Here is a 12,483-nt window from a genome sequence, read left to right on the forward strand (position 1 = left end):
TTCGGAAAAGGTGACGTGTGTTCATCTTCCCTTCCTGCGGTACCCCTCAGTAACCTCCGCCGCATCGGTCCTCTCTAGGAGCACGCATGCGACGACCCACCGCACGGCTCAGAACCGCCACCGCCGCCACCGTGACCGCGCTCGCGGCGGCCCTGCTCGCCCCCCTCGGTCAGGCCGGCGCCGCCGAACCCCCCAACAGCGACTACTGCGCCGGGCAGTGCGGCGACATCCTGCCGCCCGGTGAGAACGGCAACGCCACCCTCGTCGAGATCCTCGGCAACAAGGCGTTCGGAACCCATCCCGCGCACAGCGACGACCAGCTCGGCAAGTACGACGCGCTCGTGGCCGGCCAGTCCTCGCTCACCGACGACAAGCTCAACTCCTTCTTCAACGACGCCTCGTTCGGGGTCCCCGGCAGCCAGGTGGCCTCCACCGCCTCACCGCGCCCCGACGTCACGATCACCCGCGACAAGGCCACCGGCGTCCCGCACATCAAGGGCACCACCCGCTACGGGACCGAGTACGGCGCCGGGTACGCGGCGGGCCAGGACCGGCTCTGGCTGATGGACCTGTTCCGGCACATCGGGCGCGGCGAGCTCACCTCGTTCGCGGGCGGCGCGCTCGCCAACCAGGGCCTGGAGCAGGAGTTCTGGCCGCAGGCCCCGTACACCGAGGCCGACCTCCAGGCCCAGGTCGACCGGATCCGCACCGCCAACGGCCCGCGCGGCGAACAGGCCATGGCCGACGCGCAGGCGTACGTGGACGGCATCAACGCCTATGCCAAGCAGTCCAAGGACGGCCGGTACTTCCCCGGCGAGTACGTCCTCACCGGCAAGATCGACGCCATCACCAACATCGGCGAGATCCAGCCCTTCAAGGTCACCGACCTGATCGCGCTCGCCTCCGTGGTCGGCGGGCTCTTCGGCGGCGGCGGGGGCGGCGAGGTGCAGGCCGCGCTCTCCCTCCAGGCCGCCCAGGCCAAGTACGGCGTGGCGGAGGGCACCAAGGTGTGGGAGTCCTTCCGCGAGCGGGACGACCCCGAGGCCGCCCTCACGGTCCACGACGGCACCAGCTTCCCGTACGCCACCAGGCCCGCCCAGGCGCAGGGCACCGCGATGCCCGACCCCGGCACGGTCGTGCCCGAGCAGCTCGTCTACGACCGCACCGGCTCGGCCGTCACCAGGGCCAGGGCCGATGTGCGCGTCCCCGACCGGCTCAAGCCGCTGAAGGGGATCTTCAACAACGGCGCGCTGCCCGGCTTCGACATCGGCAAGCCGCGCGGGATGTCCAACGCGCTGCTCGTCTCCGGCAGCCGCACGGCCGGCGGCAACCCGGTCGCCGTCTTCGGACCGCAGACCGGCTACTTCGCCCCCCAGCTGCTGATGCTCCAGGAGATCCAGGGCCCGGGCATCAGCGCCCGCGGCGCCTCCTTCGCCGGGGTCGGCATGTACGTCCAGCTCGGCCGGGGCCAGGACTACGCCTGGTCGGCCACCTCCGCCGGACAGGACATCACCGACACCTACGCCGTCGAGCTCTGCCAGGACGACGCCCACTACCTCTACCGGGGCGTGTGCACCCCGATGGAGAAGCTGGAGAAGACCAACGCCTGGAAGCCGACCACGGCCGACAACACGGCCGCCGGCTCCTACCGGATGCAGGTCTGGCGCACCAACTACGGCATCGTCAGCGCCCGCGCCACCGTCGGCGGGAAGAAGGTCGCGTACACCTCGCTGCGCTCGACCTACCGCCACGAGGCCGACTCGATCATCGGCTTCCAGATGTTCAACGACCCGACGTTCGTCAAGGACGCGGCCACCTTCCAGCAGGCCGCCCAGCACGTCGACTACGCCTTCAACTGGTTCTACGCGGACTCCCGCACCGCCGCCTACTACAACAGCGGCAAGAACCCGGTCCGCAACCCCGCCGTCGACCCGTCGCTGCCCGTCGCCGCCGACCGCGCCTACGAGTGGCAGGGCTTCGACCCGGCGTACAACACCGCCGACTACACCCCGCCCGCCCAGCACCCGCAGTCGGTCGGGCAGGACTACTACATCTCCTGGAACAACAAGCAGGCCAAGGGGTACACCGCGGCCGGGTTCGGCAACGGCTCGGTGCACCGGGGCAACCTCCTCGACGACCGGGTCAAGGCGCTGGTCGCGCAGGGCGGGGTGACCCGCAGCGCGCTCACCCGGGCCATGGAGCAGGCCGCCGTCACCGACCTGCGGGGCGAGGACGTGCTGCCCGAGCTCCTGAAGGTGATCCGCAGCGCACCCGTCACCGACCCGCAACTGGCCACCGCCGTCCAGCAGCTGGAGTCGTGGAAGGCGGACGGCACCCAGCGCAGGGAGACCGCGCAGGGCTCGCACACCTACACCCACCCCGAGGCCGTGCGGCTGATGGACGCCTGGTGGCCGCTGATGGTGGAGGCCGAGTTCCGGCCCGGTCTAGGCGACAACCTGTACGGGGCGCTCACCGCGAACCTGTCCACCGACGAGGCGCCCTCGGCCGGGCACGGTCCGACCGGGTCGCACGCCGGGTCCTCCTTCCAGTACGGCTGGTGGAGCTACGCGGACAAGGACCTGCGGTCGGTGCTGGGCGAGCCCGTGCAGGGGCCGCTGGGCCGCGAGTACTGCGGCGACGGCAGCCTGTCCGCCTGCCGCGACGCCCTGCTCGCCACGCTGAAGACGGCGGCGGCGAAGACGCCCGCGCAGGTCTACCCCGGTGACGCCGGGTGCGCGGCCGGGGACCAGTGGTGCGCCGACTCCATCGTCCAGCGCCCGCTGGGCGGGATCAGCCAGAACGCGATCAACTGGCAGAACCGGCCCACCTACCAGCAGGTCGTGGAGTTCCCCGCGCACCGCTGAGCCGCCGGCGCGGCACTGCCCCACGGCCCCGCGCCCCCGGACACCGGGGGCGCGGGGTTCCGCGTCAGACGCAGCCGATGCGGCCCGCCGCCAGCACCACCCGGGCCAGCTCCGGGTGGCAGATGTCGGAGTGGGCGCCCGAGGGCGGGCCGCCCGCCCGGACCACCGCTGCCGCGTCCACGCTCACACAGCCCGAGTCGGGCACACCGTCCCGCAGCACCTCGGCCAGCGTGAGCTCGGTGCAGGGCGACACCGACTGGATGCCGTCGTGGCCGATCGCCCACCAGCGCCGGTCCACTTCGAGCAGGCCCTGGTAGTCCCCGGCGAGCTTGGAGGCCAGCGGGTAGATCACCCCGAGCGCGGTGTCGAAGCGCGAGTAGCAGGAGACGACCGGGCCGTCGACCCGGCGCTGGAGCGTCGCCAGCGCGCCCGCCCCGCTGAGCCCGGACGGCAGCCGTTCGGCGAACGCGTAGTGCGAGAAGGCCCCTTCGAGGAGCGTCACCGACTTCACCGCGCGCACCCCGTCCGGCAGCCCCTTCAGGGCGAACGCGACCAGCCGTCCGCCCTGGCTGTGCCCGACGAGGTGGATCCGCACATGGGGGTGTCTGCGCGCGAGTTCACCGATCAGCGGCCCGAGCCCGAGCTGGCCGACCTTGCCGGAGCGGCGCTTCATCTCGTAGTACGTGGTCTGCCGCAGCACCTCCTTGGCGCCGTCCCACAGGTGCTTGAGCGAGTCGCCGATCGAGAAGGCGGGGCCGGGCGGGCCCGGTTCGACCGGCAGGCCCGCCGCGGCGAGGGCGAGGGCGAACTCCCGGCACAGGCCGAGCACGTCGTCGGTGAGGAGCGTCGCCCCGCCCGAGCCGTCGGCCACCGTGTCGGCGTGGAAGTCCGGGTCCTCGCCCGGCCGGGCCACCAGCGCCCGGGTCAGCCGCCCGAACCGCTGGAACTCCTCGGCCGCGTCCGGCCGTTCGCCGAGCAGCCGGGCCAGCTCGTCCACGGTGGCGTCCTGCCCGGGGAACGCGCCCTTGAGCGCCGCCACCGTGGCCGGGTCCAGGGCGCCGCCCGGATCGGCGGCCACCAGGTGCGGGAAGTCGGGTATCTGCTCGTCGGCGAACCGGATCGAGGGCCAGACGACGCCCGCGTACCCGAGCCGCACCCCGTCCGCGGCGGGACCGGCGTCGGCGAGCAGACCGGGGAAGGGGGCGAAGAACCGCCGGTACAGGGCGGTCGCCACCGACGGGGTGTTGTTCCAGCCGTGCGCGAACATCACCAGATCGGTGACGTCGAGGTCCAGCAGGGCGCCGCGCTCGGCGGGGGAGGCGTCGCCGTCCGCGTCGAAGGTGATCTCCCGGTACGGCTGGATTCCGATGTCCGCCATGGCGTGCCCTCCGGTCCGTTGGCTGACGACAGGCCCTGTGGCTCATATCGTCCCGCCGGACCGGAGGGCTGGCCAGATGCCGGACATTGCGGAAAGGACGCGGTCCTGGGAGGTCAGAGCCGGTGCGCCGCCGTCACCCGGTGCAGGTGCACCAGCACGTCGAACGAGGGTCCGAGCCGCACCTGCTCGTCCTCCTGGGGCCAGGAGTTGCCGATCGACCGCGTCGGCCGGAACGCGCCGAGCCAGTCCCGTGCGGGCCGGGCGACCCGGCGCAGATCGAGGTAGTAGTCGCGCGGCGAGACCCGCTCCAGGACCTCCTCGTTGCTGCCCGGTCCGGGCGGCCCGACGGTGAACTCGCGGATCGGCTCGGCCGGGTCCGTCAGGTCCAGGGCGTTGAACGAGCCCTGCCCGAAGGTGAACCCGATGTTCGCGTACCCGGCCCCGACCGCCTCCCGGAGGTGGGCGCCCTGCGTCTTCGGGTACTCGGCGGAGAGCGTCGGGGCGTACGCCACATGGCCGTTGTGCGCGGAGAGCAGCACCTTCTGTCCCGTGTGGCGCTGCCACCACACGGTGTTCTCGGCCATCACCCGGTCGCGGTAGCGCCGGGACTCCTTGAGCTGGTCCGCGTCGAAGAAGTCGAACGACCACATGGCGCCGGTCTGCGCGATGGTGCGCGCGTACTGCACGATCCGGTCCCGCTCCGCGCCGTCCGGTCCGGGGAGCCGGTCGCGCAGCAGGCCGTAGGCCCGGCGCACCTGGTCCGCCCGCCGCTCGCGCTCGGCGAGCGGGCGCTTCAGCATGGCGTCCATGCTCTCGCCGACGCCCGCCGTGGGCCGGGAGTCCCGGTAGAGCGCGGTGACCGCGGGCAGCAGGGCGGGGCGGTGCCGTGCGGTGTAGGCGGTGACCTCGTCGAAGAGCCGCGGGCCCGCGTACCCCATGTCGTCGCCCATGAACTGCACCTTGCGGCCGTGGTGCAGGTTGTACTGCCGCATCCAGCGGATCAGGTCGAGGTACTCCTCGGTGTTCCACAGCGCGTACGAGCCCTGGAACTCCTCGCGGGCGATCCGCACGGGGTCCCCCTCGCCGCGGAGCACGTAGTCGTTGATCCGCATCCCCGAGGACCAGGCCGTCTCCAGGGCGAAGGTGGTGAAGCCCTTCTGCTCGACGAGGTACTGGAAGACGCGCCGCTTGGTCGCGAAGAACTCGTGCGAGTTGTGCGTGGCCTCGCCGATCCCCACGATGTCGGCCGCGCCGACCATGCGGCCGAGCGGTCGCAGGTCGTCCAAGGGCCGGGCCGAACGCGCCAACTGGCTTTCGGGGGTGGAGGGTTCGGACGCCTTGGCGGCCGGTGCCGCCGTGAGGACGCCGAGGGTGAGGGCGAGCAGCAGCAGTAACGACTGGCGCAGCCGGTGGTGGGTGTCGTGGAACAGATGCATGGCCCCAGCCTGTAGGCCCGGGGGCGCCCGGCCCATCCCGCCAGCCACCGGCCGTCCGGGGGGATTCCCCCCGTCTCCTCACCGGTAGAGCAGATACCGCTCCCGTACCGTCCGGAACGCCCGCAGCCCCTCCCGCCAGGCGCCCACCACCTCGTCGTGGCCGGCACCCGCGTCGATCATCGTGCGCACCGCCGCCGACCCGGTGAGCTTGTCGATCCAGTGGTCCGGCCGCCAGGCGAAGCCGCTCCACACCTTCTTCGCGGTCACCAGCAGCGCCACACCGGTGCGCACCGGGTCGTAGGACTCCCGGTCGTGGACGTGGAGTTGGACGCCGCCGACGGTGCGGCCCTGGAACTTGGAGAAGGCGGGCGCGAAGTACGCCTCGCGAAAGCGCACCCCGGGCAGCTCCAGGGCGTTGGCGGCGGCCGACCAGCCCGCGTCGATCCCCTCGGCGCCCAGCAGTTCGAACGGCCGGGTGGTGCCGCGCCCCTCGGAGAGGTTGGTGCCCTCGAACAGGCAGGTGCCCGCGTAGACCAGCGCCGTGTCGGGGGTGGGCATGTTGGGGCTCGGCGGCACCCACGGCAGCCCGGTGGAGTCGAAGAAGTCCTCGCGCCGCCAGCCCGTCATCCGCACGGCCTCCACCCGCACCCGCCCGCCCAGGAACTCGGCGTCGAAGAGCCCGGCCAGCTCGGCCACCGTCATCCCGTGCGCCTGCGCGATCGGCTCGCGCCCCACGAAGGTGGCGAACGCCTTGTCCAGGACCGGCCCGCTCGCCGCCCGCCCGGTCACCGGGTTGGGCCGGTCGAGCACCACGAACCGCTTCCCGGCGAGGGCCGCCGCCGCCATGCAGTCGTAGAGCGTCCAGATGTACGTGTAGAAGCGCGCGCCCACGTCCTGGATGTCGAAGACGACGGTGTCCACGCCGGCGGCGGTGAAGACGTCGGCGAGCGGCTGCCCGCTGACGCCGTAGGTGTCGTACACCGGCAGCCCGGTCGCCGGGTCGTCGTACCGGCCCTCGGACCCGCCCGCCTGCGCGGTGCCCCGGAAGCCGTGCTCGGGGCCGAACACCGCGGTCAGCCGCACCCGGGGGTCGGCGTGCAGCACGTCCACGATGTGCCGGACGTCCCGGGTGACCCCGGTCGGGTTGGTCACCACGCCGACCCTCTGGCCCGCCAGCGTCCGGTAGCCGTCGGCGGCGAGCCGCTCGAAGCCGGTGCGCGGGCGCGCCGGGGAGTGCCGGGCGGGGGAGGCGGCGGCCGGGCCGGCCGCGGTACCGGCCGCCGCCGCGCCCGTCCCCGCCAGCAGGACACGTCTGGACAGGCTCATCGGCTACCTCCGCGACCGGGCCGGTGTCATGGCCACGCACGCTAGCGCGCGGCCCGGCTTCGGGGAACGCGCCGCACACGGCGGTGCGCGACCACCTCTTCCTTCCGTACATACCGACTGGTTAGTCTGCACGCAGTCGGCATGCGAGAGGCGGATTCTGATGGGTTCGGTCCAGGGCGTCCAGGGCGCGGCAGTGGTGGTCACCGGGGCGGGCGGCGGCATCGGCGCCGCGCTCGCCCGCAGATTCGCGGCGGAGGGCGCCCGGGTCGTCGTCAACGACCTCGACGCGGCCAAGGCGCACGCGGTCGCCGAGGAGATCGGCGCCCTCGCCCTCCCCGGGGACGCCTCCGGTCTCGTCCCGGCCGCCCGCGAGGCGCTCGGCGGCGCGATCGACGTCTACTGCGCCAACGCGGGCCTGGGCTCGGCCGGTTCCGAGGCCGCGCCCGAGGACGTCTGGGCCGCCGCCTGGGACGTCAACGTGATGGCCCACGTCCGCGCGGCCCGCGAGCTGCTGCCCGAGTGGCTGGAGCGCGGCGGCGGCCGGTTCGTGTCGACCGTGTCGGCGGCCGGACTGCTCACCATGATCGGCGCGGCCCCCTACAGCGTCACCAAGCACGGGGCCCTCGCCTTCGCCGAGTGGCTCTCGCTCACCTACCGCCACCGGGGCGTCCAGGTCCACGCGATCTGCCCGCAGGGCGTGCGCACCGACATGCTCGCCGCCACCGGCTCGGCCGGCGACCTGGTCCTGGTGCCCACCGCGATCGAACCGCCCGCCGTCGCGGACGCGCTGTTCGAGGCGATGGCGAACGAGCGCTTCCTGGTGCTGCCGCACCCGGAGGTCGCCGACTACGCGGCGGCCCGCGCCACCGACCCCGACCGCTGGCTCGGCTCCATGAACCACCTCCAGCAGAAGTGGGAGGCCAACCGCTCATGACCTCCCGTTACGCGGCCAAACCCTGGCTCGGGCAGCTCAGCGCCGCCCAGCGGGCGCCAATCGACCCGCCCGCCAGTGTGGTGCACGCCTTCCGCGCCGCCGCCCGGCGCGCCCCCGACCGCACCGCGCTCGCCTACTTCGACGGCCGCCTCGGCTACCGCGAGGCCGACGCGCTCTCCGACTCGGTGGCCGGGCACCTCGCCGCGCGGGGCCTGCGCCCCGGCGACCGGGTCGCGGTGATGCTCCAGAACACCCCGCACTTCGTGCTGGCGCTGCTCGGCGCGTGGAAGGCGGGCGCCGTCGTCGTCCCGCTCAACCCCATGTACAAGTCGGCCGAGGTCGGCCATGTGCTGGGGGACGCCGGGGCCACCGCGCTGATCTGCTCCGACCGGGCGTGGGAGGCGTATCTGCGGGACACGGCGGCCGGTTCGCCGGTCGAGACCGTGCTCACCGCGTGCGAGCTCGACCTCCAGAGCCGCGACGACCCGCGCGTACTGGACTTCGAGCGGCTGGCGCACCCGGCGGACACCGACGACCTGCTGACCGCAGCCCGGCTCGGCCTGGCCGCGCCCGAGCTGCCCGGTCCCGGGCCCGGCGACACCGCGCTGATCAGCTACACCTCCGGGACCAGCGGCACCCCCAAGGGCGCCATGAACACCCACGGCGCCATCACCTACAACGCCGAGCGCCAGCGCACCGGACACCCCGTGCCCGAGGGCGCGGCCTACTTCGCGCTCGCCCCGCTCTTCCACATCACCGGCATGGTCTGCCAGCTCGCGGTGTGCGCCGCCAACGCCGGGACCCTGGTCCTGGCCTACCGCTTCCACCCCGGTGTGGTCCTGGACGCCTTCACCGAGCACCGGCCCGCGTACACCGTCGGCCCCTCCACCGCCTTCATGGCGCTGGCGGCGGCGCCCGGGGTGACGCGCGACCACTTCGCCTCCTTCCGGGTGATCTCCTCGGGCGGCGCGCCGGTGCCGCCCGCGCTGGTGGAACGCTTCCGCGCCGCCTTCGGGCACTACATCCGCAACGGGTACGGGCTCACCGAGTGCACCGCCCCCTGCGCCTCGGTGCCGCCCGAGAAGGAGGCGCCCGTCGACCCGGTCTCCGGCACCCTCTCGGTGGGGGTGCCCGGCCCCGAGACGGTGGTGCGGATCGTCGACGAGACGGGCGCCGAGGCCGACTTCGGAGAGCAGGGCGAGATCGTGGTATCCGGCCCGCAGGTGGTGCCCGGCTACTGGCGCCGCCCCGAGGCCACCGCCGAGACCTTCCCCGGCGGTGAACTGCGCACCGGGGACATCGGGTTCATGGACCGCGACGGCTGGCTCTACGTCGTCGACCGCAAGAAGGACATGATCAACGCGTCCGGCTTCAAGGTCTGGCCGCGCGAGGTCGAGGACGTGCTCTACACCCACCCCGCGGTGCGCGAGGCCGCCGTGGTCGGGGTACCGGACCCGTACCGGGGCGAGAACGTCAAGGCGTACGTCAGCCTGCGCCCCGGCGCCGGGGCCGGGCCCGCCGAGCTCGCCGCCTACTGCGAGGAGCGGCTGGCGGCGTACAAATATCCGCGGCAGGTCGAGATCCTCCCGGAGCTTCCGAAGACGGCGAGTGGGAAGATCCTGAGACGGGAACTGCGTTCCCGCCACTAGAACGGCGTGAAATCGCGCCCGCGGACCACGAGAGAGGTGGCGACGGCATGGCCAGGACGACGGACGGGAGCGGTACGCCCGTCCCCCAGCGGCTGCTGGCCGCCGCCACCCGCCTCTTCGCCGAGAACGGGTACGACCGGACCTCGGTCCAGGAGATCGTGGAGGCGGCGGGCGTCACCAAGGGGGCGCTCTACCACTACTTCGGCTCCAAGGAGGACCTGCTCCAGGAGGTCTACGCGCGCGTGCTGCGCCTCCAGCAGGAGCGCCTGGACGCCTTCGCGGACGCGGACGCGCCCGTCGAGCGGCGGCTGCGGGACGCGGCGGCCGACGTGGTGGTCACCACCATCGAGAACCTCGACGACGCGGCCATCTTCTTCCGCTCGATGCACCATCTGAGCCCGGAGAAGAACAAGCAGGTACGGGTCGAACGGCGGCGCTACCACGAGCGGTTCCGGGCGCTGATCGAGGAGGGCCAGGCGGCCGGGGTGTTCGCCACGGCCACCCCGGCGGACCTGGTGGTGGACTACCACTTCGGCTCGGTCCACCACCTGTCCACCTGGTACCGGCCGGACGGCCCGCTCACCCCGCAGCAGGTCGCCGACCACCTCGCCGACCTGCTGCTGAGGGCGCTGCGGCCCTAGAGGTACTTCTTCAGCTCCCGGCGGGCCAGCGAGCGCTGGTGGACCTCGTCGGGGCCGTCGGCGATCCGCAGGGTGCGGGCCGCCGCCCACAGTTCGGCGAGCGGGAAGTCCTGGCTCACCCCGCCCGCGCCGTGCAGCTGGACGGCCTTGTCGATGATGTCGAGGACGGTCCGGGGGGTGGCGATCTTGATGGCCTGGATCTCGGTGTGGGCGCCCTTGTTGCCCACGGTGTCCATCAGCCAGGCCGTCTTCAGGACGAGCAGCCGCAGCTGCTCCACCGCCACGCGCGCGTCCGCGATCCACTCCTGGACCACGCCCTGCTGGGCGATGGGCCGGCCGAACGCGGTCCGCGACACCGCCCGGCGGCACATCAGCTCGATGGCCCGCTCGGCCATGCCGATCAGCCGCATGCAGTGGTGGATGCGGCCCGGCCCGAGCCGCGCCTGGGCGATGGCGAAGCCGCCGCCCTCCTCGCCCACCAGGTTCTGGACGGGCACCCGTGCGCCGTGGAAGACGACCTCGGCGTGGCCGCCGTGCGCGTGGTCCTCGTAGCCGTACACCTGCATGGCGCGGCGGACCTCGACGCCCGGGGTGTCGCGCGGGACCAGCACCATCGACTGCTGGCGCCGGACGTCCTCGTTGCCCGGGTCGGTCTTGCCCATCACGATGAAGACCCGGCAGTCGGGGTTCATCGCCCCGGAGATGTACCACTTGCGGCCGGTCACGACGTACTCGTCGCCCTCGCGCGCGATCCCCGTCTCGATGTTGGTGGCGTCCGAGGAGGCCACCTCCGGCTCGGTCATCGCGAACGCCGAGCGGATCTCCCCGGCCAGCAGCGGCTCCAGCCAGCGCTTCTTCTGCTCGTCCGAACCGAACTGGGCGAGCACCTCCATGTTCCCGGTGTCCGGCGCCGCGCAGTTCAGGGCGGTCGGCGCCAGGTGCGGGGAGCGGCCGGTGATCTCGGCGAGCGGCGCGTACTGGAGGTTGGTGAGCCCGGCGCCGTGCTCGGCGTCCGGCAGGAACAGGTTCCACAGCCCCTGGCGGCGGGCCTCCGCCTTCAGCTCCTCGACCACGGCGGGGGTGTCCCACGGCGACTTCAGCAGCAGCCGCTGCTCGTGCGCGGTGGTCTCGGCGGGGTGGACGTACTGCTCCATGAAGGTGAGCAGCCGGTGGCGCAGCTCTTCGGTGCGCGCGTCGAATGCGAAGTCCATGCGGGGGTTCAGCCTTCCTGCGACTGGAGGGTGGTGAGGCCGTGGTCGATGAAGACGGGGACGAGGTCGCCGATGCGGTCGAAGCCCGCGCCGACGGTCTGGCCCAGGGTGTACCGGTAGTGGATGCCCTCCAGGATCACGGCGAGCTTGAACCAGGCGAAGGCCGTGTACCAGGAGATGGCCGAGGTGTCCCGGCCCGAACGGGCGGCGTACCGCTCGATCAGCTCGGCGGGCGTGGGGTGTCCGGCGGCCCCGGCCGTGGTGGAGACCGGGGAGTCGCGCACCTCCAGCGGGGCGCTGTACATGACCAGCAGTCCGAGGTCGGTGAGCGGGTCGCCGAGGGTCGACATCTCCCAGTCGAGCACCGCGTTGATCCGGTCGTCCTCGCCCACCAGGACGTTGTCGAGCCGGTAGTCGCCGTGGACGATCGCGGGGGCGGGGGAGCGGGGAAGCGCCCGGCCGAGCGCCGCGTGCAGCTCGTCGATCCCGGCCAGCTCCCGGTTGCGGGAGGCGTCGAGCTGCTTGCCCCAGCGCCGCAGCTGGCGGTCGAGGAAGCCGTCGGGCCGCCCGAAGTCGCCCAGGCCCACCGACTCGGGGTCCACCGCGTGCAGCTCGACCAGGGTGTCCACCAGGCCGAGCAGGGCGGCCCGGGTGCGCTCGGGGCCGAGCGGGGCCAGCTGCTCCGCCGTGCGGTACGGGGTGCCGGGCACGTACTCCATGACGTAGAACGGCGATCCGATCACCGACTCGTCCTCGCACAGCAGCACCGGCTCGGGCACCGGCACTGAGGTGGGGTGCAGGGCGCTGATCACCCGGTGCTCGCGCTTCATGTCGTGGGCGGTGGCCAGAACGTGCCCCAGCGGCGGGCGCCGGACCACCCACCGGCCGCTCCCGTCGGTCACGATGTACGTGAGGTTGGACCGGCCGCCCTCGATCAGCCGGGCGCTCAGCGGCCCGGTCACGAGCCCGGGGCGGACGCGGTCGAGATGGGCGCGCAGCCGCTCCGGGTCGATGCCTGGCGGGACTGTGCTCATGGCGGGCTAC

The 12,483-nt window shown here is 73.0% G+C and carries 9 protein-coding genes; 4 read left to right on the plus strand and 5 right to left on the minus strand.

All coding sequences use genetic code 11. From position 1 onward, the window contains the following. Nucleotides 1-86: 86 nt before the first annotated feature. Nucleotides 87-2,864 carry a penicillin acylase family protein gene (locus tag AB5J87_RS28280; RefSeq protein WP_369380528.1) on the plus strand — a complete coding sequence of 926 codons (2,778 nt, stop codon included), beginning with the start codon at nucleotides 87-89 and terminating at the stop codon, nucleotides 2,862-2,864. 64 nt (nucleotides 2,865-2,928) lie between these two features. Here AB5J87_RS28280 and AB5J87_RS28285 read toward each other — a convergent pair whose 3' ends face one another. The 3 genes from AB5J87_RS28285 to AB5J87_RS28295 form a co-directional block, all read right to left on the minus strand. Further along, nucleotides 2,929-4,242 carry a serine-threonine protein kinase gene (locus AB5J87_RS28285; protein ID WP_369380529.1) on the minus strand — a complete coding sequence of 438 codons (1,314 nt, stop codon included), beginning with the start codon at nucleotides 4,240-4,242 and terminating at the stop codon, nucleotides 2,929-2,931. A gap of 113 nt (nucleotides 4,243-4,355) precedes the next feature. Then, complete coding sequence (locus AB5J87_RS28290; protein ID WP_369380531.1) at nucleotides 4,356-5,678, minus strand: erythromycin esterase family protein; 1,323 nt, start codon at nucleotides 5,676-5,678, stop codon at nucleotides 4,356-4,358. Nucleotides 5,679-5,756: 78 nt separating this feature from the next. Beyond that, complete coding sequence (locus AB5J87_RS28295) at nucleotides 5,757-7,004, minus strand: exo-beta-N-acetylmuramidase NamZ domain-containing protein (RefSeq protein ID WP_369380533.1); 1,248 nt, start codon at nucleotides 7,002-7,004, stop codon at nucleotides 5,757-5,759. Nucleotides 7,005-7,164: 160 nt separating this feature from the next. Between AB5J87_RS28295 and AB5J87_RS28300 the strand changes: the two genes are divergently transcribed. The 3 genes from AB5J87_RS28300 to AB5J87_RS28310 are packed head-to-tail and all read left to right on the plus strand — an operon-like array spanning nucleotide 7,165 to nucleotide 10,228. Beyond that, the gene (locus AB5J87_RS28300) at nucleotides 7,165-7,938 is read left to right on the plus strand and encodes an SDR family oxidoreductase (RefSeq protein ID WP_369380534.1); all 774 of its coding nucleotides are present in this window, start codon (nucleotides 7,165-7,167) and stop codon (nucleotides 7,936-7,938) included. After that, the gene (locus tag AB5J87_RS28305) at nucleotides 7,935-9,587 is read left to right on the plus strand and encodes an AMP-binding protein (RefSeq protein WP_369380535.1); all 1,653 of its coding nucleotides are present in this window, start codon (nucleotides 7,935-7,937) and stop codon (nucleotides 9,585-9,587) included. The genes AB5J87_RS28300 and AB5J87_RS28305 overlap by 4 nt, the downstream gene beginning before the upstream one ends. Nucleotides 9,588-9,634: 47 nt before the next feature. Continuing rightward, complete coding sequence (locus AB5J87_RS28310) at nucleotides 9,635-10,228, plus strand: TetR/AcrR family transcriptional regulator (protein ID WP_369380536.1); 594 nt, start codon at nucleotides 9,635-9,637, stop codon at nucleotides 10,226-10,228. Here AB5J87_RS28310 and AB5J87_RS28315 read toward each other — a convergent pair. After that, the gene (locus tag AB5J87_RS28315; RefSeq protein WP_369380538.1) at nucleotides 10,225-11,439 is read right to left on the minus strand and encodes an acyl-CoA dehydrogenase family protein; all 1,215 of its coding nucleotides are present in this window, start codon (nucleotides 11,437-11,439) and stop codon (nucleotides 10,225-10,227) included. The genes AB5J87_RS28310 and AB5J87_RS28315 overlap by 4 nt on opposite strands. Nucleotides 11,440-11,447: 8 nt before the next feature. After that, nucleotides 11,448-12,473, minus strand: coding sequence for a phosphotransferase family protein (locus AB5J87_RS28320; RefSeq protein WP_369380539.1), 1,026 nt, complete (start codon nucleotides 12,471-12,473; stop codon nucleotides 11,448-11,450). Nucleotides 12,474-12,483 lie beyond the last annotated feature (10 nt).

Source organism: Streptomyces sp. cg36, assembly GCF_041080675.1.
Classification (GTDB): Bacteria; Actinomycetota; Actinomycetes; order Streptomycetales; family Streptomycetaceae; genus Streptomyces.